General features: G+C 68.9%; 21 protein-coding genes. 6 read left to right on the top strand and 15 right to left on the bottom strand.

Going from position 1 to position 19,920, the window contains the following annotated elements; genetic code table 11:
• Window positions 1-34: 34 nt before the first annotated feature.
• From ACI2K6_RS09545 to dnaB, 3 genes are read right to left on the bottom strand one after another with little or no spacing between them, the layout of a single operon-like run.
• Window positions 35-937, bottom strand: a complete 903-nt coding sequence (locus ACI2K6_RS09545) for an ATP-grasp fold amidoligase family protein (protein WP_323986891.1) — start codon at window positions 935-937, stop codon at window positions 35-37.
• Window positions 934-1,326, bottom strand: a complete 393-nt coding sequence (locus ACI2K6_RS09540) for a hypothetical protein (RefSeq protein WP_404568472.1) — start codon at window positions 1,324-1,326, stop codon at window positions 934-936. The genes ACI2K6_RS09545 and ACI2K6_RS09540 overlap by 4 nt, the downstream gene beginning before the upstream one ends.
• Before the next feature lie 28 nt (window positions 1,327-1,354).
• The gene (dnaB, locus tag ACI2K6_RS09535; protein ID WP_036304736.1) at window positions 1,355-2,725 is read right to left on the bottom strand and encodes a replicative DNA helicase; all 1,371 of its coding nucleotides are present in this window, start codon (window positions 2,723-2,725) and stop codon (window positions 1,355-1,357) included.
• A 463-nt stretch (window positions 2,726-3,188) separates the two neighbouring features.
• On the opposite strand from dnaB, the gene ACI2K6_RS09530 reads away from it, so the two are divergent.
• Both ACI2K6_RS09530 and ACI2K6_RS09525 read left to right on the top strand, forming a co-directional pair.
• A complete protein-coding gene (locus tag ACI2K6_RS09530; protein WP_323986892.1) occupies window positions 3,189-4,274 on the top strand; it encodes a hypothetical protein in 1,086 nt (361 codons plus the stop codon).
• A gap of 80 nt (window positions 4,275-4,354) precedes the next feature.
• Entirely contained in the window at window positions 4,355-5,770 is a 1,416-nt protein-coding gene (locus ACI2K6_RS09525) for a chaplin family protein (protein WP_404568471.1), read from the top strand.
• 263 nt (window positions 5,771-6,033) lie between these two features.
• Here ACI2K6_RS09525 and rplI read toward each other — a convergent pair whose 3' ends face one another.
• The 4 genes from rplI to rpsF are packed head-to-tail and all read right to left on the bottom strand — an operon-like array spanning window position 6,034 to window position 7,704.
• A complete protein-coding gene (gene rplI, locus ACI2K6_RS09520) occupies window positions 6,034-6,486 on the bottom strand; it encodes a 50S ribosomal protein L9 (RefSeq protein ID WP_023953547.1) in 453 nt (150 codons plus the stop codon).
• Window positions 6,487-6,497: 11 nt separating this feature from the next.
• Window positions 6,498-6,752, bottom strand: a complete 255-nt coding sequence (gene rpsR / locus ACI2K6_RS09515) for a 30S ribosomal protein S18 (RefSeq protein WP_023953545.1) — start codon at window positions 6,750-6,752, stop codon at window positions 6,498-6,500.
• 59 nt (window positions 6,753-6,811) lie between these two features.
• Window positions 6,812-7,342, bottom strand: a complete 531-nt coding sequence (locus ACI2K6_RS09510; RefSeq protein WP_023953543.1) for a single-stranded DNA-binding protein — start codon at window positions 7,340-7,342, stop codon at window positions 6,812-6,814.
• 5 nt (window positions 7,343-7,347) lie between these two features.
• Complete coding sequence (rpsF, locus tag ACI2K6_RS09505; protein WP_036305492.1) at window positions 7,348-7,704, bottom strand: 30S ribosomal protein S6; 357 nt, start codon at window positions 7,702-7,704, stop codon at window positions 7,348-7,350.
• Window positions 7,705-7,879: 175 nt separating this feature from the next.
• Here rpsF and ACI2K6_RS09500 point away from each other — a divergent pair, with 175 nt between their 5' ends.
• The 3 genes from ACI2K6_RS09500 to ACI2K6_RS09490 all read left to right on the top strand — a co-directional run bounded on the left by ACI2K6_RS09500 (window position 7,880) and on the right by ACI2K6_RS09490 (window position 10,571).
• Window positions 7,880-8,866 carry a hypothetical protein gene (locus tag ACI2K6_RS09500; protein ID WP_404568470.1) on the top strand — a complete coding sequence of 329 codons (987 nt, stop codon included), beginning with the start codon at window positions 7,880-7,882 and terminating at the stop codon, window positions 8,864-8,866.
• Window positions 8,863-10,086 carry a hypothetical protein gene (locus tag ACI2K6_RS09495; protein WP_323986899.1) on the top strand — a complete coding sequence of 408 codons (1,224 nt, stop codon included), beginning with the start codon at window positions 8,863-8,865 and terminating at the stop codon, window positions 10,084-10,086. The genes ACI2K6_RS09500 and ACI2K6_RS09495 overlap by 4 nt, the downstream gene beginning before the upstream one ends.
• Window positions 10,087-10,172: 86 nt before the next feature.
• Window positions 10,173-10,571, top strand: coding sequence for a VOC family protein (locus ACI2K6_RS09490; RefSeq protein WP_282501723.1), 399 nt, complete (start codon window positions 10,173-10,175; stop codon window positions 10,569-10,571).
• Here the strand turns inward: ACI2K6_RS09490 and ACI2K6_RS09485 are convergent.
• The 8 genes from ACI2K6_RS09485 to ACI2K6_RS09450 all read right to left on the bottom strand — a co-directional run bounded on the left by ACI2K6_RS09485 (window position 10,547) and on the right by ACI2K6_RS09450 (window position 18,641).
• On the bottom strand, window positions 10,547-11,230 hold the full coding sequence (locus tag ACI2K6_RS09485) for a helix-turn-helix transcriptional regulator (protein WP_323986901.1): 684 nt from the start codon (window positions 11,228-11,230) through the stop codon (window positions 10,547-10,549). The genes ACI2K6_RS09490 and ACI2K6_RS09485 overlap by 25 nt on opposite strands.
• A 100-nt stretch (window positions 11,231-11,330) precedes the next feature.
• Window positions 11,331-12,059, bottom strand: coding sequence for an SDR family oxidoreductase (locus ACI2K6_RS09480; protein ID WP_274179151.1), 729 nt, complete (start codon window positions 12,057-12,059; stop codon window positions 11,331-11,333).
• On the bottom strand, window positions 12,056-12,850 hold the full coding sequence (locus ACI2K6_RS09475) for an SDR family NAD(P)-dependent oxidoreductase (RefSeq protein WP_323986905.1): 795 nt from the start codon (window positions 12,848-12,850) through the stop codon (window positions 12,056-12,058). The genes ACI2K6_RS09480 and ACI2K6_RS09475 overlap by 4 nt, the downstream gene beginning before the upstream one ends.
• A 27-nt stretch (window positions 12,851-12,877) precedes the next feature.
• Window positions 12,878-13,501, bottom strand: coding sequence for a hypothetical protein (locus ACI2K6_RS09470; protein WP_274179149.1), 624 nt, complete (start codon window positions 13,499-13,501; stop codon window positions 12,878-12,880).
• Window positions 13,498-14,421 carry a carbohydrate ABC transporter permease gene (locus ACI2K6_RS09465; RefSeq protein ID WP_274179148.1) on the bottom strand — a complete coding sequence of 308 codons (924 nt, stop codon included), beginning with the start codon at window positions 14,419-14,421 and terminating at the stop codon, window positions 13,498-13,500. The genes ACI2K6_RS09470 and ACI2K6_RS09465 overlap by 4 nt, the downstream gene beginning before the upstream one ends.
• Window positions 14,418-15,359 carry a carbohydrate ABC transporter permease gene (locus ACI2K6_RS09460; RefSeq protein WP_274179147.1) on the bottom strand — a complete coding sequence of 314 codons (942 nt, stop codon included), beginning with the start codon at window positions 15,357-15,359 and terminating at the stop codon, window positions 14,418-14,420. The genes ACI2K6_RS09465 and ACI2K6_RS09460 overlap by 4 nt, the downstream gene beginning before the upstream one ends.
• 61 nt (window positions 15,360-15,420) lie before the next feature.
• Entirely contained in the window at window positions 15,421-16,731 is a 1,311-nt protein-coding gene (locus ACI2K6_RS09455) for an ABC transporter substrate-binding protein (RefSeq protein ID WP_404568469.1), read from the bottom strand.
• 83 nt (window positions 16,732-16,814) lie between these two features.
• Window positions 16,815-18,641, bottom strand: a complete 1,827-nt coding sequence (locus ACI2K6_RS09450) for a glycoside hydrolase family 2 protein (RefSeq protein ID WP_274179145.1) — start codon at window positions 18,639-18,641, stop codon at window positions 16,815-16,817.
• Between the two features lie 192 nt (window positions 18,642-18,833).
• On the opposite strand from ACI2K6_RS09450, the gene ACI2K6_RS09445 reads away from it, so the two are divergent.
• Window positions 18,834-19,826 carry a LacI family DNA-binding transcriptional regulator gene (locus tag ACI2K6_RS09445; protein WP_274179144.1) on the top strand — a complete coding sequence of 331 codons (993 nt, stop codon included), beginning with the start codon at window positions 18,834-18,836 and terminating at the stop codon, window positions 19,824-19,826.
• The last annotated feature ends 94 nt before the right edge of the window (window positions 19,827-19,920 follow it).

Raw genomic sequence — 19,920 nt, 5'->3', positions numbered from 1 at the left:
GCGCGAGCATCCGGCGCACGGGTGAGGCACGACGTCAGCGGTAGCGCCGCGGCACTGTCCAGGGGCGGCCGAACTCGGTGTTGTACGACTCCGGATCGAACGGGCTGTCGCCGCCGGCGGGGAAGCTCGTGAGCTCGCCGAAGACCACGCGACCGTCGACGTCGTACAGATCGACGCGCACGAAGTCGGTGCCCTCGCCGAGCCGCTCGGCGATGCTGATCATCTCGTCGAGATGCGCCGGCCGCGAGCGCTCGGGATCAGCCCAGGGCGGGCCGCCACTCATCGGGATGCGGCTCCAGTCGGGTCGGAAGAAGTCCTGCGTGCGACCGCCGAAGCGTCCGCCGTCGACCTGGATGAAGTGGCATCGCCCATGGAAGACGAAGAACTTGTAGTCGTCCGGGATGCCGCCGTCGGCACCGACCAGGAACTCCTCGACGATGACTCGGCGCGGCACCTGTCCGTAGACCCACTCGCGATTCGGGCCCTGACCGTAGAGCTTGGCGAGCCAGCCCGCGGCGATCGCCGCGAGGTCGTGCGGGTTCGCGAACTCCGGACGCACGTGCCGATAGACCCAGCCCCAGCGCGCTTCCGGAAGCCGGGCATCCGCGGAGGCGGCGGCGGACACGACGATCGCAGCGCCGCTCCCGTGCGTCGGCTTCACGACGTAGGCATCGGGCCAGTCGAGGTCCAGCAGGCTCTGCGGATCTTCGATGATCGCGTAGGCGCGGGGCAGGTACTGCTCGCCGATGACCGCGGCGACGTAGTCGCGCACAGCGGCCTTGTCCGCGAAGGTGACGATGAGGCTGCGGCGGTCGCGCAGCATCTTGTACCGCACCTTCTCACGGAACGTCATCGGATTGCGGGTGCGCCACAGGCGCAGCATCCGAACCAGCCGGCTGCGCTCGCGCCAGCGGACGCCATGATGGCGAGGTGTCACGACTCGTCGAGGTCGCCTTCGTCGTGACCGATCGACTTCGCCTCGAGGAACGTGCAGAGCTCGGCGGCGACGGTGAACTCGGCCGCGAGCGAGTGCATCTGGAAGCTGCTGAGAATGGTGAAGTCGGGCTGCGGTTCGATGGTGATCCGCCAGCGGGCATCGCCGATCTCGATCGGTTCCATGAACACCGACACGGAGGAGTTCGCGAGGGGCACGACGACGAGCCCCGTGTCCGATCCCTCCGAACCGTCCTGCACGAGGACGCGGATGAGCTCACCCGCTCCCCGCTGCTCGTGGAACTCGCCGAGCCAGCGCTCGAGCGTCTCTTTACTGCGGAACGGCGTCAGGCTCCCAACGGGCCGAGGGCGGATGCGCGTGATTCCGCGCACTGGACTATAACGGTCGTCGGCTGACCGTTCAGTCCATCCCCACGGCCATGTCGGTGAACCGCGAGAAGTGACCCTGGAACGCCACCGTCACCGTGTCGGTCGGACCGTTGCGGTGCTTCGCGACGATGAGGTCGGCCTCGCCGGCACGGGGGCTGTCCTTCTCGTAGGCCGCCTCGCGGTGCAGCAGGATGACGATGTCGGCATCCTGCTCGATCGAGCCCGACTCACGCAGGTCGCTGATCGCCGGCTTCTTGTCGGCACGCTGCTCGGCACCACGGTTCAGCTGCGACAGCGCGATGACGGGAACCTGCAGCTCCTTCGCGAGCAGCTTGAGCGCACGCGAGAACTCCGAGACCTCCTGCTGACGCGACTCGACGCGCTTACCGCTGGTCATCAGCTGCAGGTAGTCGATCACGACCATCTTGAGGCCCACGCGCTGCTTGAGGCGGCGGCACTTCGCGCGGATCTCGACGAGCGTCATATTGGGGCTGTCGTCGATGTAGAGCGGAGCGTCGTTGATGCGGCCACGCGTCGCGGCGACGGTGGTCCAGTCGCGTGAGTCGAGGGTTCCCTTGCGCATCGACTGCAGCGGCACGGCGCCCTCGGCGCTCATGAGGCGCATCGCGATCTCGCTGCGCCCCATCTCGAGCGAGAAGAAGATCGTGGGCGAGTTGTTCTTGATCGCGGCGGCGCGGGCGAAGTCGAGCGCGAGCGTCGACTTACCCATGGCGGGACGCGCCGCGACGACGATCATCTGACCGGGATGCAGGCCGTTGGTCAGCTGGTCGAGCCCGGAGAAGCCGGTCGGGATGCCGGTCATCTGGCCATCGCGACCACGTGCGGCTTCGATGTCGTCGATGGCAGCGGTGACGGCGACCTCGAGGGGGACGTAGTCCTCGGCCTTCTCCGCACCGGTGACCGAGTAGATCTCGGCCTGTGCGTTGTTGACGAGGTCGACCGCGTCGCCCTGGCCGTTGTAGCCCATCTGGACGATGCGGGTTCCGGCCTCGACGAGGCGGCGCAGCAGGGCGCGCTCGTTGACGATCGTCGCGTAGTAGCCGGCGTTCGCCGCGGTCGGGACGATGGAGGTCAGCGTGTGCAGATAGTCGGCCCCGCCAGCGCGCTGCAGCTCGCCGTTCTTGATGAGCTCGTCGGTGACGGCCACGACATCGGTCGGCTCGCCATGGGAGTACAGCGAGAGCAGCGCCTCGTAGATGAGCTCGTGCTTCGGCACGTAAAAGTCGGTACCCCGGAGCGTCTCGATGACGTCGGCGACGGCATCCTTCGACAGCAGCATTCCGCCGAGCGTGCTCTGCTCGGCGAGCATGTCGTGCGGCGGGGTGCGATCGGGTTCGCGCCGTCCGCCGAGCCTGTCGTCAGAGATGTCCGCGATCGACATCCGCACCCCCGCATCCTGGCCTGTGACCGAGCCGGAGTACACGGTATGGAGGGCGTCCGACACCCGCAAACCGGCCTGTGGATAACTCTGTGGAGAGGATGCGGGAAACGCCGCGACGGTTGTGAAGAAGTCCTGTGGAAAACGCCCGGGGATACGTGGAAAGTCTACGAGTAATTTGCCGTTGATCAGGGGTTTAAGTTTTCCCAACCTGTGGATGAAGATCGTGGTTGAAGTCTCACTTGAAGGTTGTTCATCTGGGGACTCACTTGTGTAAAACGCCCGCCTTGTCAAGTCGACTCGGCGCCCCCGGCGCAGCATCCTCAGGACGGGCTCATGACGAACTCAGCGGAACCCTAGACAGTCGCCCGAGACAGGAGTATCTTTCTTCGCCAAGCAGTACCCGACGGCACGGGGTCTCCCGTGCGAACGATGTCGACGCTCTCGGGGGAGGTGATCGCTCGTCATGGCCCAGCACCGCCGTGCGCCTCGCTGGGTGCCGATCCTCGGCACCGGCGTCGGTCTCGCCTTCGCCTGGACGGCGCTCTCCCTCGCACTCGCGCCCGCGAGCTACGCGGCCGACGAAGAGACTGGGCCCCTGCAGGGCATCGTCTCCGCCGTCACCGACCCGGTCGACCGTGCCGTCGAAGACGTCGTCGCTCCGGTGCTCGACACTGTCGTCCAGCCTGTGGCCCGCGTCGCAGATCCCGTCGTGCAGGCTGTCGCCCCCGTCGTGCAGTCGGCCCCTCCCGCCGTCGCGCCGGTCGTCGAACCGGTCGTCCGCGAGGTGGTCGAGCCCGTCGCGCAGAACGTCGTCGCACCGGCTGTGCAGCCGGTCGCAGACGTGGTCGAGCCCGTTTCGGATGTCGCGGCGCCCGTCACGGAGAACCTCGCGCCTGTCGTCGCACCGATCGTCGGCTCACTGTCTCCGGTGACCGATGCCGTCGGCGCCCCCGTGACTCCCGTGCTCGGCATCCTCGACGGCGCCCTGGCACCCGTCGTGGCGGTGCTCGCTCCGGTGACCGATGCCCTCGCGCCCGTCACGGACGCGCTGACTCCCGTCATCGTCCCGATCACGGATGCCGTTGTACCCGGCGGCTCGCAGCCGTTCGTCCCCCTGCTTCCCGGCGAGACGCCGGAGCCCGGAATCGCCACCAGCTCGCCGCTGGACGCGCTTTCCGCCGTCGCCCTCGGTCTGGCACGCGACCTGGCTACGTCCACGTCGACCGACGGCCCATTCGGCATTTTCGGCGTCCTGGCGACGTCGGCCGAGGTTCTCGCGCCCTCATCCGAACTGTTCGCCGCGGCGGCCAGCGCGGCACCCGCCGTCGCGGGTCATGCGCTCGCTCTGGGCGCACCGGCGTCGGGTGGCCTCGCCGTCAGCGCTCCGGGCGCGGCCTCGGCCGGCGCCGCCGCTGCCGGAGGCGGTATCGCCGCAGCCCTGTTCGCATTCGCCGGAGCAGCGTTCCTGCTCCCCGGACGCCGCGGACGCCTCACGAACTCGACGGGCCCGATCTCGCCCGTCTACCCCACCGACGTCTCTCCTGACTGACGAACGGCCGGCCGCGCTCGAGCGGCACGACCATCGGCGCGCAGCGCCATCCATTCGTCATTCTCAAGGAGAGAACAATCATGAACACCATCGTCTCGCGTGCCATCTGGGGCACGCTCGTCGCCGGGGGGATCACGATCCTCGGCGCATCGGTCGCCCACGCGGCCGACACCACGGGAGAGGACGGGCTGCTCTCGGGCACCCAAGGAATCGTCTCCGTCGACGCTCCGATCACGGTCAGCGGAACATCGGTCGCCGTCCTCGGTGATGCGGACAGCTCGACGTCAGGCTCGAGTGCACCGGAATCGGCACCGGCGCCCAGCGGCTCGACGAGCGGCTCGGACGGCGTCGGCTCGGGGTCGCAGGCGCTCATCAGCGTTTCCGTGCCCGTGACGGTCGAGGGCACCTCCGTCGCCGTCGTCGGCGACAGCACGTCGTCGACGGACAGCGGCAGCGCACCCGCCGAGTCGGCTCCCGCTCCGGCGCAGCCCGCTCCCGCACCCGCTGCCGAAACGGACGGGTCGGATGGCGTCGCCTCCGGCACCCAGGTCGTGGCCCCGGTGACGGCACCGATCGAGGTCAGCGGCACCGCCGTCTCCGTCATCGGGGACGCCACCACCGACACCACCACCGGCGGCAACACGGCCGGCAACGGCGGTTCGACGGCTGACGCGTCGACCGGCGGCTCGGACAGCGTCCTCGGCGGCACCCAGGTGCTCGCACCGGTCACGGCACCGATCGACCTGACCGGCACCGCCATCTCCGTCATCGGAGACGCCACCACCGACACCACCACCGGCAACAACACCGCTGGCAACGGCGGCGGCACCACGGGCACCACGCCCGAGGCAACCACCGACGGCACCGACGGCATCCTCGGCGGCACCCAGGTCGTCGCACCCGTGACGGCACCGATCGACCTGACCGGCACCGCCATCTCCGTCATCGGAGACGCCACCACCGGCAGCAACGGCGGCACGACGGGCACCACGCCCGGCGCGTCGACCAGCGGCTCGGACAGCATCCTCGGCGGCACCCAGCTGGTGCTCCCGATCACTGCCCCGATCTCGCTGACCGGAAACGCGATCTCGGTGATCGGCGACTCGACCACCGAGGTCGTCACCCCGGCCGGCCCGGGAACCGACCCCGGCACCGACCCCGGCACTGACCCGGGCACCGACCCCGGCACGGACCCCGGAACCGACCCCGGCACGGACCCCGGAACCGACCCGGGAACCGACCCCGGAACCGACCCGGGAACCGACCCCGGCACCACGCCCGGCACGGATGGCAACGGCGAAGCCCCCGCGGTTCCGACCACGTCGAGCATGACGGACACCGCTGTGGTCGGCACGTCGGCTTCGGCAGCGTCGGCTCGCCCGCTGATGCTCGCCAAGACGGGCGGTGAGACCCCGGTGGCTCTCGGCATCGGCGCCCTGGCGCTGACGCTGATGGGGCTCGTCCTCGTCGCTCTGCGCCGTCGCGCCACGGTCTGATCCCGACAGGAGTCAGTCTCGGACACAGCGGATGCCGCGGGCCCTCGGCCTGCGGCATCCGCTCCGGCCTGCCCGCGGGGCACCTCGCCGACGCGCACACCACCGCACCGGGATGCAAGGGATCTGCACCGACACCCCGGGGCTCGGCATCCGTTCTCGAGGTGTCGGCCCGGAAACCTTGCATCCCGGCCCGCGGCACGCACCCGAAAACGACGGATGCCGCGAACCCGAAGGTCCGCGGCATCCGTACGGTGCGCCAGGGATTACTTGGCGGCGACCACCTGCAGGGTGATCACGGCGGTGAGGTCGTCACGCAGGCGAATGGTCGCCTCGTGCTCGCCCACGGCCTTGATCGGCGAGGTGATGTGGATCTTGCGCTTGTCGAGGTCGCCCAGACCAGCGGTCTTGACGGCGTCAGCCACGTCGGCGGGCTTGACCGCACCGAACAGACGGCCTTCGGCGCCGGCCTTGACCGACAGCTTGACCTTGTTCGACTCGAGGTTGTTCTTGAGAGCCACGGCCTCTTCGTGGTCGTGGATCGCGCGGGCGTCGCGAGCGGCGCGAATCGACGCCACCTGCTTCTCGCCACCGCGGGTCCAGGCCACAGCGAAGCCCTGGGGGATGAGGTAGTTGCGGGCGTACCCGTTCTTGACCTCGATGACGTCACCGGCGCTTCCGAGCCCGGCGACCTCGTTCGTGAGAATCAGCTTTGCCATGTCGGTGCTCCTTACCGGCCAGCGCCGGCGTAAGGCAGGAGCGCCATTTCGCGCGCGTTCTTGATCGCCTTGGCGATCAGACGCTGCTCCTGCACCGAGACACCGGTGATACGACGGGCGCGGATCTTCCCACGCTCCGAGATGAACTTGCGGAGCGTCGAAACGTCCTTGTAGTCGATGACGCCGACGCGGATCGCCTTCGCGGGGGCCGCGTTCTTCGCGCCCTTCCGCGGCTTGCGGCGGTCGCCGGTTGCCTTTCCAGCCATTGTTTTTCCTTACGAGAGTGATGATCGGATGCCGCTGCACGCAGCACCCGGAATCCGATTCAGAACGGGGTGTCGTCGCCGTAGGAGGCGCCGCTGGTACCCGGTGCGCTCCACGCGTCGGGAGCCGAAGAACCCGGGGTCGCCCACGGCTCCTCCTGCACCTGCTGCTGCGGGCGCGACTGCTGACCGCCGCCGAAGCTTCCGCCGCCACCACCACCGGAGCCGGATGCGGCGCGCGTGACCTGTGCGGTCGCGTAGCGCAGCGAGGGGCCGATCTCGTCGACCTCCAGCTCGATCGCGGTGCGGTTCTGGCCCTCACGGTCCTGGTAGGAGCGCTGACGCAGGCGGCCGGTCGCGACGACCCGCATGCCCTTGGTCAGCGAACCCGCCACGTGCTCGGCGAAGTCACGCCACACGGACGCGCGGAGGAACAGCGCTTCGCCGTCCTTCCACTCGTTCGCCTGACGGTCGAAGGTGCGAGGAGTCGAGGCGATCGTGAAGTTCGCCACCGGCAGGCCGTTCTGCGTGTAACGCAGCTCGGGGTCTGCCGTGAGGTTGCCCACGACGGTGATGACGGTCTCGCCGGCCATGAGCCTTACGCCTTCGCAGCCTTAGCGGGGGCGGCAGCCTTGCGAGCGGCCTTCGCCTCGGAGCGCGCCTTCTCGGCGGCGACCTGTGCGATGGCCTCCTCGGCGCGCAGGACCTTGGTGCGCATGATCGACTCGCTCAGCTTCAGCTGGCGGTCGAGCTCCTGCGTGGTCTCGCTCGTCGCGGTGAAGTTGACGACGGCGTAGATGCCCTCGTTCTTCTTCTGGATCTCGTACGCCAGGCGGCGACGGCCCCAGATGTCGATGTTCTCGATGGTTCCGCCGTCATTCGTGATGACCTTGAGGAACTTGTCAAGGTTGGGAGCAACCTGACGCTCATCGATCTCGGGCTGGAGAATCACCATGAGCTCGTACTGGTACGTGTGCGTCACTGACCCACCTCCTTCGGACTAGAACGGCTCCCGGGCGTTTCCCGGAAGCAGGAGGGTGTGTAGCACGTGCCCGACCGAGGTCGGACAACCACAACAGCTTACCTGATCGCGCGTGATCCCGCCGACCGGTTACCGGTAGCGTGGGCGCATGGAGTGGACCGCGGACGTCTCGACCGGCGAATGGCTGCGCGAACGCGTCGACGATCCGTGGCGGGGGACGTTCCACGACGTCGTGCCGCGGGGCTTCGAGGCGTACGCGCGCATCCTGCATCCGGCATCCGTCCAGTCACGCGAGAGCGGCGAACGCCTCCCCCCGTTCGACGCGTGGGTCGAGATGCCGTGGCAGCAGTCGCAGCAGGTGACGGCAGACCTCGTGACCGATCCCGCCACGTGGGCCGAGACCGCCGCCGCCTTCGGGACGACGCTGCATCCGCTGGCGCAGTGGGATTCGATCGTGCGCTCGCCCGAGTTCGGCTCGAACCAGCGCAGCGCGCCCGACGGCCGCTGGTTCGCCGCACCCGGAATAGGCGAGCTCGACCCGCACCGCATGGCGGTTCTCGCGCGTGAGCTGATCAGGCACACGTCGACACCGGATGACGTGACCGCGGGCCTCTGGGAAGGCCGGGGCGGCCTGCTCGGGCACCTCGGACGCGCGCCGTCGCGCACGGTCTTCCAGCCCGGCGACCCCGACGACGCGACCCTCGCCCGCCACAACCGCATGCTCGGGTCGTCGATCGGCGACCGCTTCAACAGCGTCTTCCGCAAGCGCACGTGGCAGGAGGGCATCCTGTCGCGCGAGATCTCGGAAGGACCACGGCTGAGGCTGCCGGAGCGGGCTTTCGTCCTGTTCCGCGGCGCTGTCGACGAGTTCGCCGACGACGACTGGGAGCTGCGGATGCCGTGGCGCGACCTCGCCGCCGAGGCGATAGGAGCCGTGCCGACGTCGCAGAGCCCGAGCCTGCTCTGGCCCGCGGACCGCGCCTGGGTCATGGTCTCGGAAGTCGACTTCGACTCGACGATCGTCGGGGGCTCGCGGGAGCTCGTGAACGCGATCTGCCGGTCCCCGGAGCTCGAAGCCCTGCCCCTTCCGGCCGACGCATCCCTGTCGTGGGGAGCAGACGAGGTCAATCGATGAGCGTTCCGTTCGACCCCCGACCCCTGCTCGAGCCGGTGTCGCCCGCGACGGCGCGCGCGTTCCGCAAGCAGCTCGCCGACAGCGGCCGGCTCCCCGGCGGGTCGGGCACCGCCGGTGTGATCATCGCCATCGTCGTCATCGTCTTCGTGGTGCTCGTGTTCGGCGGCGTCCTGTCCGCCATCATCGGCGGCCTGGTGTTCGCCGTCGGGACGCAGTCGGGTTTCGGCGCGGTGGTCTCGCTGGCGCCCGTCATCCCCCTCGTCATCATCATCGCCCTCGCGGCGCTCATCCCTTTCTTCGTCCGCCGGCAGCGCGCTGCGCAAGCCGCGGTCTGGTACCGGCTCGACCGGTTCGCGCGGGCCAACGGCATGAGCTTCGAGCCGCAGCGACCCCAGCCCCCGCTGCCGGGGATGATCTTCTCGCAGGGGTCGGGGCGGATGGCATCCAATCTCGTCCGCGGCGACCAGCCGCGCTTCGTCGAGTTCGCGAACTACCGTTACACGACCGGGTCGGGCAAGAACCAGCAGACGCACACGTGGGGCTACGTCGCGGTGCACCTGTCGACGCCCCTGCCGCACATCGTGCTCGACGCCCTCGGCAACAACGGACTGTTCGGCTCGAACCTCCCCGTCGCGTTCGACCGCGACCAGCACCTGACCCTCGAGGGCGACTTCGACCGGTACTTCCGCCTCTACTGCCCGCGCGGATACGAGCGCGACGCGCTGTACCTCTTCACGCCCGACATCATGGCGCGCTTCGTCGACAACGCCGCAGCACTGGATGTCGAGATCGTCGACGACTGGCTCTTCTTCTACGGAAAGCGCGACTTCTCGACGCTCGATCCCGCGACCTGGTCGTGGCTGTTCGGTGCGGTCGGCGCCATGATCGACAAGTTCGCGCAATGGGAGCGCTGGCGCGACGACCGGCTCGCGCCGCCCGCGGCGTCCGGTGTGGGGGCGGTGCCGGCCGTACCGGCGCAACCGAGTCCCGCGGGGCCGGCTACGGCGGGACCGGGTGCGGCCGCCGGCGCCGCATCCGCGCTGCCCGTCACGCCGCCGCCGGGACTGCTGCGCCCGCCGCCCGGTGTCGCCGCGCCCGGCCAGCGCTTGAAGAAGAGCGTCCCGTGGATGGCGGTGGTCGTAGTCCTGCTGATCGTCACGGTCGGCGCCATCGGTCCGGTCATCGCCTTCATCGGCGGACTCTTCGCCGCCATGCGCTGACCGGCCGGCGTGACGCGAACAGGCTGAGCACAGGGTGGCCGTTTTGTTCACGACGAGGCTGCCCGGCCGGCCCTACGGTGAGGCCCATGACACTCGCACTCGGATTCATCGGAATCGTGACCAAGGACATGGCGGCGTCCCTGGCCTTCTATCGAGCCCTCGGCGTTCACATCGATGCGGGCCAGGACGACCGCCCTCACGTCGACGCCACGCTCGACGACGGAACGGCGCTGGCGTGGGACACCATCGACACGATCCGCTCGTTCGATCCGGCCTACACGCCCGCGTCGGGCGGTCACCGCATCGCGCTCGCCTTCGATAAGGGCACGCCAGCCGAGGTCGACGCAGCGTACGCGACGATGATCACCTCTGGATTCGCTGGGCACGTGGCGCCGTGGGATGCCGTCTGGGGCCAGCGCTACGCGACCCTGCTCGATCCCGACGGAAACTCCGTCGACCTCTACGCCGCGCTGAGCGCGAACTGAGCGGGGCTGCGACCGACCAGGCGCTGGAACTCGCGTGAGAGGTGCGGCTGGTCGGCGAAGCCGGCCGCGGCTGCAGCATCCACGATCGAAGAGCCGGACCGCAGCATCCGTTGTGCGCGGCGGGCCCGCTCGAGGCGCACCAGGGTGGCGTAGCCGTAGCCGAAAGTCGCAAGCATCCGCCGGCGGAACGTGCGTTCCGACATCCCGAGCGACGCGGCGGCATCCCGGGCCGGGCCGGCATAGAAGGCGAAGCGGCGAGCGCCGTCGATCCAGGGTGCGCTCTCGTCGCCGAGCGCGGCGATCCGCGATACGGCCTCATGACGCCCCGACCGGCTCGCCACTCGCAGCATCGTCTCGCGCAGACGGCGTGCGTGCCCGGCCGCGGCGAGATCGTCGAGCGGAACGAGCTGATCTGCGATCGTGGCGAGGTCGATTCGCAGTACGTGTGCGGCACGGCCGGGCGCGAGCCGCAGACCGGTCGACCCATCCGCGCCGTCGGGCGCGGTCTCGAGCCAGCGTGTCGAGGGTCCCGCGACGTCGACCCGGCCGTCGCGGAGGATGAGGTCGACGCATCCGTCCGCGGGGATGACGGCATGCCCGGCGCTATGGTCCGAACACCACAGCGCCGCCGCGCCCGACAACCGCACCTCCGAGTACATGGGCCCAGTCTCGCGCCTCGAGTCGCTCGAAGTCCCACTTCAGCCGGGAATCCGCCCTGGATACCCGGCCGAACTGGGACCTCGGCTCAGCCGCGCACCCTCAACCGCGCGCGACCGGACTGATCACCAGCTCGTCGATGCGCACGTGCGGGGGCGCATCGACCACGAAGCGCACCGTGCGGCCGATGTCGTCGGGAGTCAGCATCCGCTTGCGGGCTTCGTCGTCGGGCACCTCGGGACGCAGGCTCAGGAACTCCGTGTCGACGTCGCCCGGGCACAGGTGGCACACCCGGATGCCGGCGGCGGACTCCTGCGCGTTCAGGGTCTCGCAGACAGCCGCGAGCGCGCGCTTGCTGGCGCTGTACGCGACACCGGCGACGGGCGAGAAGCGCCAGGCCGCGATCGACGACACCACGACCACACAGGCCGAGCCGGAGGCACGGAGTGCCGGCAAAGCTGCGTCGAGCACGTGGATGACCCCGTGGAGGTTCGTACCGATGACCTGGTCGACCTCGTCGACCGACTGCGTCGCCCACGTCCGCCGTGGCGAGTTCAGGCCCGCGGCAAGGACGAGCTCGTCGATGCGTCCCCACCGGCCGAGAAGGTCATCTCGAGCCTCCGTCACCGCCCCCGCGTCAGTGGCGTCGAACGGCAGCACGAGGGCCTCTCCGCCCGCGTCCGCCACATCGCGCGCCGTCTGCGCGAGCACGTCCTGACGCCGTCCGCTGAGCGCGAGACGCCGGTCGGGGGCCAGGGCCAGCGCGGCAGCCCGGCCCATTCCGCTGCCGGCGCCGGTGATCCACGTGACGCGTGCCTCGGCCGCGGTCATTCTCGGCCGGCCATCTCGTACGCCCGCTGCGGGAACTGGGTCGCGAACTTGCCGCCGCTCACATCGAGCAGGGTGCCCGTGACGTAGCGCGAGGCATCGCTCGCGAGGAAGCAGACAGCGTCCGCCACTTCGCGCGGGTCACCCCACCGCCGTAGCGTGAGCGTGTCGAGCAGGCGACGCTGCTCATCGTGCGGCTTGTCGGCGAAGCCGTTCATGTCGGTGGGGATCATCCCCGGAGCGTACGCGTTCGCGGTGATCCCCCAGGGACCCAGTTCTCCCGCGAGTGTTCTGGTGAACTGGACGACAGCGGCCTTGGATGCCGCATAGGCCGCCCCGCCGACGCTGGGGATGATGGCCGCGAACGAGGCCGCGTTGACGATGCGGCCTCCACCCTGCCGCTTCATCGCGGGGATGACCGCCTGGCAGGTGCGGAAGGTGCCGGTGACGTTGACGTCGAAGACGCGATTCCAGGTCTCGGCATCGGCGTCCTCGATGAGACCGTCGCCCAGGATGCCGGCGTTGTTGACCAGCACGTCGATGCGTCCGAACCGGCTCAGCGCGGCATCCACGGCCTGCTGCACCGAAGCGGACGAACGCACGTCGCACGCCAGTGAGACGCCATCGAGTTCCGCATCGCGGCGTGCGTCGTCGGCCCAAGCCACCGCATCTTCGGCGATGTCCGTCGCGACGACGATGGCGCGCTCGCGCATGAACGTCTCGGCGATGGCGCGGCCGATGCCGCGGCCCGCTCCGGTGACGACAACGACCTTGCCGTCGAGATCCCACTGCATCGTGCTCTCCTCCGATCGGGGCCGCGCCTACGCGGCCCTCCTCGATGATGTCGCAGCGCGGCGGCGTTCGGCAGCGACGAGCGACACGACGACGAGCCCGGGCGCGATCACGATGAGCGGCGGCAGCATCCACACGACGGTCGCGCTCACCCCGAGCCCGACCAGCACCAGCGACGTTCCGATCGGGTCGTCGATCACGACCGCGCGTCCCTCTCGCCAGAGGTCGATCCACCGTGCGCCCGGCGTCCAGAGCGCCGCGGTCCGCAGCATCGCGACGGCCACGACCACCGCCAGGCCGCCGCTGATGATCGCGAAGACCGCCCCGCCGGGAAGCACCCCCTGGGCCGCCCCGATCGCGTTCAGGACGAGGAGCGCGATGACCACGACGCTGGCCGTGCCGAACCACCAGCCCGAACGCACCGCCTGGAGCCCCCGGGTGGCGAGAAGACCGATCGAGTCGGGCTCGTCGTCGAGGTGCGCGCGGAAGTGCCGCACCCCCGCACCGAACGCCGGGGCGAGTGTCACGAGCGGCAGCGAAAGCAGAGCGACCCCGATGCCGACCACGAACATCTCGCCGAACCCGGCGACGCCCGAGCCGCCGAAGACCGCGCGGCTCTCGGGCGATCCGTCCGCCTTGCGCGCCGAGGTCATCCCTTGAGCCCCTCCGTCGCGACGCCCGCCACCAGGTATCGCTGGAAGGCGAGGAAGAAGAGGACCACCGGCACCAGGGCGAGGATCGCCATGGCCATCTGCGCGCCGTAGTCGCTGGTCGACGTCTGGTCGACGTAGAGGCGCAGAGCCAGCGGCATCGTGTACATGCCCGGATCCTTCAGGTACAGCAGCGGCCCGAAGAAGTCGTTCCACGACCAGATGAACGCGAAGATCGAGCTCGTGACGAGCGCGGGTCGCATGAGGGGCAGGATGACGGCGGTGAAGGTGCGCGCATGGCCGGCGCCGTCAATGCGCGCGGCCTCGTCCAGATCGCGGGGCAGACCGCGGATGAACTGGATCATGAGGAACACGAAGAAGGCGTCGGCCGCGAGGAACTTCCCCAGCAGCAGCGGCCAGTAGGTGTTGATCATGTCGAGCTGGTTGAACACGATGTACTGCGGAATGATCACGACGTGGAACGGCAGGAGCATCGTCGCGATCATGCACAGGAAGAACACCTTGCTGCCGCGGAAACGGATGCGGGCGAACGCGTACGCCGTGACTGAACAGGAGAGCACCACCCCGACGACCGAGGCGACCGCGAGGATGAGCGAGTTCACGACGAACGTCCAGAACGAGACTCCCCCGATCCCGGCGAACGCCGTGGCGTAGTTGTCGAGCGAGAAGGTCTCCGGCACGAGACTCACCGAGCCGATGATCTCGTTGCCCGGCTTGAACGACGACATCACCATCCACGCCGCCGGGTAGAGGATGACGACGAGCACGGCGATCGCGAGCAGGTGGAAGACCACCGCGCTCCCCCGCGTGCCCCAACGCCGCCCTCCCGCGTCGCCGCGACCGCGTCGCCGCGACGACGGGTCGGTCGTGATGAGCTCCGTCTGAGTGATCGTGTTGGTCATCGTTCGTCCCCCGCATAGTGAACCCACGCCCGCGATGTGCGGAACAGCATGAGCGTGACCAAGCCGACGGCGACCACCAGCACCCAGGCCATCGCCGAGGCGTAACCCATCTGGAAGTCACGGAATCCGCGCAGATAGAGGTAGAGCGTGTAGAAAAGCGTCGAACCTGCGGGTCCGCCGCTGCCGTTGGAGATGATGTAGGCCGAGTTGAACACCTGAAAGGCGTGGATCGTCTCGAGCAGCAGGTTGAAGAACAACACCGGCGACAGCATCGGGATCGTGATCGAGAGGAACCGTCGCACCGGACCCGCGCCGTCGACGGATGCCGCCTCGTACAGCTCCGGCGGCACCTGCTTCAGTCCCGCGAGGAAGATCACCATCGGTGCTCCGAACTGCCACACGGTCAACAGGATGAGCAGCGGCAGCGTGCGCGCCGGGTCTCCCACCCATCCGCCCTCCGAGGCCGGCGGCCCCCCGAAGAACGAGCCGATCTGCGCGACGATGCCGTCGTCGATGAACATCGCCTTCCACACGATCGCGATCGAGACGCTGCCGCCGATCAACGAGGGCAGGTAGAACGCGGACCGGTAGAACCCTTGGCCCCGCCGTGGCGCGTTCAGCAGCAGCGCGACCCCGAGCGCCGCAGCGAGCTTCAACGGCGTTCCGACCAGGACATAGATGCCGGTGACTTTGACCGCCTGCAGGAAGTTGGGGTCGGCGAACATGCGCGTGTAGTTGTCCACGCCGATGAACTCGGGATCGTTGAACAGGTTGTAGTCGGTGAACGACAGCACCAGCGAAGCGACCATCGGACCTGCGGTCAGGGCGAAGAACCCGATGAGCCACGGGCTCAGGAAGAGGTAGCCGGCACGCGTCTCGCGCCGGGCCCGCACGGTCGAGCGCGCACGAACCGGGACGACGGCTGCAGGAGCAGTCATGGGATGTTCCTTTCTCCTGCGGTCCGGCGGCTCGGCCGTGCGGCAGGGTCGTGCGGAGCGATCAGGAGCCCAGCACCAGGGAGATCTCGGAGAACAACTCCTGAGCGAACTGCTTCGTCGTCAGATCGCCGTACCGCAGCTGCTCGTGCAGCTCGCCCCATTTGGCCTCGATGGTGCCGTAGCCCGCGGGCAGGATCGGGTAGCTCGCGGTCAGCTCATCGTCGATGGACGCGAGGTAGTCGAGGTTGACGGTGTCGGCTGCGGTCTGATCGATCGCTTCGCGTCCGGCCTCCGTGGGCGGGGTGCCGAGCGAGGTGCCGAAGATCTTCGCGACCTCGGGCGAGGTGGTGAGGAAGTTCACGAAGGCGGCAGCGGCCTGCTGCTGGTCGGAGTTCTTCGCCACGCTCAGGAGCATGCTCGGCTTGGGTGCGAGCACGTGCTCGTCCTGGCCCTTCTCGAGCGGCGGCTGCACCATGCCGATGTTCTCGGTGCCGGCATCCGTCATGCCCTGCAGCACCGTCGTCGAGAAGTTGAACCAGATCGCCGTCTCACCGGCGAGGAAGCCCCCGCTGGGCGAAAGGGCGACGCTGCGCTCGACGGGGTAGAAGTCGCCGTCCTCGCGGAGATCGGCGGCACCGTCGAGGTACTCGATCACATCGTTCTCGTCGAACGCGGGCGCACCGTTCTCCTCGAAGACCGGACTGCCGTCCTGCATGAGGTGGTAGATGAAGTTCGGAAGGCCGCCCGTGTAGTCCTCCGCCCCGTAGATCCGGGGTTCGGATGACGCCCCGGCCGCGTTGACCTCGAGGACGAAGTCGTTGAACTCGTCCCGGGTCATGTCGTCGGTCGGATAGTCGATACCGAACGAGTCGAGGATGTCCTTGTTGTACATCATCGACCAGGCGTTCGTGCCCAGCGGGACGCCGACGAGTTCGTCATCGACCGTTCCAGATCCGAGCACCTGGTCGTCGACGCCGTCGAGCGGCAGCAGTGAGTCGCGGTAGGGCGAGAGATCGGCGAGCAGACCCTTGCTGGCGTATTCGCCGAGGTAGCCGGCATCCATCATCACCACGTCGGGAAGCGACTTCCCCGCCGCTTCGGTGTTGCGGGCGGTCCAGTAGTCGCCCCAGGCGTTGAAATTCCGCACCACCTCGACGTTCGGGTACTGCTGATTGAAGAGCGCCACGACCTCTTCGAAGCGAGCGGCGCGGTCTTCGTTTCCCCACCACGAGAAGCTGATCTTGGCCGATGTGTCCTCGTCGAACGTGATCTCCTCGGGAGCGGCATCGGATCCTCCTCCAGCGCCGCAACCCGCGAGCAGAAGTGCTGCGGCTCCGACGAGGGCGAGCGATGCGGGCAGTCTCTTCATCATGGTTTCTCCTCATTGAGCGGGCATGAGCCCGGGGTGTCGGTGTCGATGGCGGTGGCGGTGGCCGGCCGAGAACCGGCGGAGGTTCAGTCGGTGCCGGTTCCTCGGACGAGAGACCGGATGGTCTCGATGGGCAGCTTGGGTTCCCGGCCTTCGGTGAGCAGGCCGTTCCGCTCCTGCATGGTGTCGGTGAGCTGCGTCCAGCACCAGCCGGCGAGCCCGTCGGGTCGCCCGCGGAAGCCTCTCGTGCCCGACTGCACGGCCCGGAGGATCGCCGCGACCATCCGGCCGTACTCCTCGGCGCCGCGCGCCTCGGAGTAGCCCCAGGAGTCGTCGGGGCTCGCATCGGCCGCCCACTTCACGCCGCCGAACTCGGTGAGCATGACCGGCTGTCCGTCGTCCGCCGTTCCGGGCAGACGCACGCGGCGACCGGCGGGGCCGATTCCGGAGACGAGCGTGCGCAGCTCGACCGCGTCGACGTCGTAGCGCCGGGCGAGGACATCGCCGTCGGCCTCGTAGTCGTGCAGGGTCCACAGGTCGGAGGTGCCGAGCTCCCATCCGTCGTTGGAGATGACCGGCCGGGTGGGGTCGAGGGCTTTGGTCAGGTGGAACAGCGCTTCCGCGAAGGCCCGCTGATCCGAGCGCGAGGCGATGTGCTGCACGCCCCAGCTCTCGTTGAGCGGCACCCACGTGATGATGCTGGGATGCGCCCGGTCGCGAAGCACGGCTTCGGTCCACTCCGCGGCCGTGCGCTGCACGGCTCGCTCGTCGAAGGTGTACGTCGCGGCCATCTCGCCCCACACCAGGAGCCCGAGCCGATCCGCCCAATACAGGAACCGGTCGTCCTCGACTTTCTGGTGCACGCGCACCGAGTTGAAGCCGAGTTCGGCGATCAATTCGGCCTCGCGTCGCAGCGCGTCGGGCGAGGGGGCCGCGAGGTGGGACTCGGGCCAGTACCCCTGGCTGAGAACCGACCGCAGCGTCACCGGCCGGTCGTTGAGCAGCAGCGCGCCGTCGCTCCATGAGACGCTGCGCAGACCGAGGTAGCTCGCAACGGCATCCGTTCGGCCATCGTCATCCGTCAGTTCGATCCAGGCGTCGAGCAGCGTGGGCCGGTCGGGGCTCCAGAGCAGACGTTCGTAGTTCTGACCGTTTCGCTGCCCGTCCAGGGCGATCGTCAACGTCGCTCGCGTGCCGCTCGTGCGCATCGTCGCAGCGGCGAGCTCCCGCCCCTCGTGCGCGATCCGGATGCTCGCGCGTGCGCGGCCGGGCCGGCTCAGTCGGAGCTCGAGGGTCACCGTGCCGTCGGTGAGGTCGCTGGTCCAGTTGAGCGCGGTGATGTGCTGCGGCGCGATGGACTCGAGCCACACCGACTGCCAGATCCCCGTCGTGCGGTGGTACCAGATCGAGTGGGGCTGTTCCTCCCAGTCCTGCTTCCCCCGAGGCTGCGCGAGGTCGTGCGGGTCGTCCTCGGCGCGCACGACGATGACATGCTCGCGAGCTTCACCGTCGAGCGCGTCGGTGATGTCGACGGCGAACGGGGTGTGGCCGCCCTCGTGGCTGCCGACCATATGCCCGTCCACCCAGACGGTGGCCCGGTAGTCGACGGCACCGAAGCGCACGATCGCGCGCTTCTCCGACCCATGTCCGGCGGCGGCGAGATCCGCGTCGGTCAGCGTCCGGCGGTACCAGACGATCGGGTGGAACCCCGTCTCGCCGATGCCCGAGGCCGGCGACTCCGGCGGGAACGGCACGAGGATGCTGCCGCCCAGCTCGCGACCGTCGAACCACCGTGCGGCGACACCGCGATCGTCGTCGTCGTAGGCGAACCCCCATTCGCCGTCGAGGAGAAGGAACGAGTCCCGCACGAGCTGCGGGCGCGGCCGCGCCGGTTCCAGCGCGCTAGCACGCATCGCGTCGGGCTCTCGACCGGCATCCTGCTCCACTGCAATGGCTCCCTCTGTCGGCTTCGATGCCGACCTCGTCGTCTGTCCCGCCCGCAGGCGAACATGGAAACCGCTTTCCGTTCCACGTTGAACTACACGATAGTTCCACGCTGAACTAGAGTCAACATCGAACCCCGAGACCCGCTCGACAGGAGCCCCATGACCCGCGTCACACTCGCCGACGTCGCCGCCCGCGTCGGCGTGAGCGCGAAATCCGTCTCCAACGTCGTGAACGGGACGGGATGGGTCGGAGACGAGATGCGGCGACGCATTCTCGAGGCGATCGATGAGCTGGGGTACCGGCCCAATCTCGCTGCGCGACAGCTGCGCAACGGTCGCAGCGGACTGATCGCGCTCGTGCTCCCCGACCTGCGCGAGCCCTACTTCGCCGAATTCGCCTCGCAGTTCGTCACCAGCGCGCAGACCCGCTCGCTGACCGTTCTCATTGCGCAGACGGGCGGCGCCCGTCCGGCGGAACTGGCGATGATGGCCGGCGAGGGCTTCCCCGCGCTCGACGGGATCGTGATGAGCCCGCTCGCCCTTACTCTCGACGACGTACGGGACCGGCCGAACGGCCCCCCGCTCGTGCTGATCGGCGAGCAGGCCGAAGAGCTCCTCACTCCGTCCGTGCACCACGTCGGGATCGACAACATCTCAGCGGCTGCGGCCGCCACCACGCATCTCATCCAGCAGGGTCGGCGGCGCATCGCTGCGGTGGGGGTTCAGGAATCCGGGCCTACCGCCACCTCGCGACTGCGGTTCGACGGATACCGGCGAGCGCTAGCCGCGGCCGGGATCGCCGACGACCCCGCGCTCTACGCCTCGGTCGACCAGTTCAACCGCGCCGAAGGATCGACCGCCGTCGCGCGTCTCATCGCGAGCGGAACCGACTTCGATGCCCTGTTCTGCTTCAGCGACAGCCTCGCCCTCGGCGCGCTGTACACCCTCGGCACGCACGGCATCTCCGTGCCGGACCGCGTGCAGGTCATGGGCTTCGACGACATCGAAGAGGGACGCTTCCACATCCCCGCGTTCTCGACCGTCGACCACGGTGTCGAGAAGGCGGCGGCGTCGATCCTCGACATCCTGAGCGACGCGACGAGGCAGACCGGCGTGCACCACCAGGTGCCGTACCGCCTCATCACCCGCTGATCCCCCACCGAGGTCCCACTTCGGCCGGGAATCCCGGCTCGATAACCGGCCCAACCAGGACCTCGCATGCGACGGATGCAGCGGGCCCCGCGAA

It is taken from the genome of Microbacterium sp. NPDC006705 (assembly GCF_044903545.1).
Taxonomy (GTDB): Bacteria; Actinomycetota; Actinomycetes; order Actinomycetales; family Microbacteriaceae; genus Microbacterium; species Microbacterium plantarum.
This window is presented reverse-complemented; position numbering and strand designations above follow the sequence as displayed.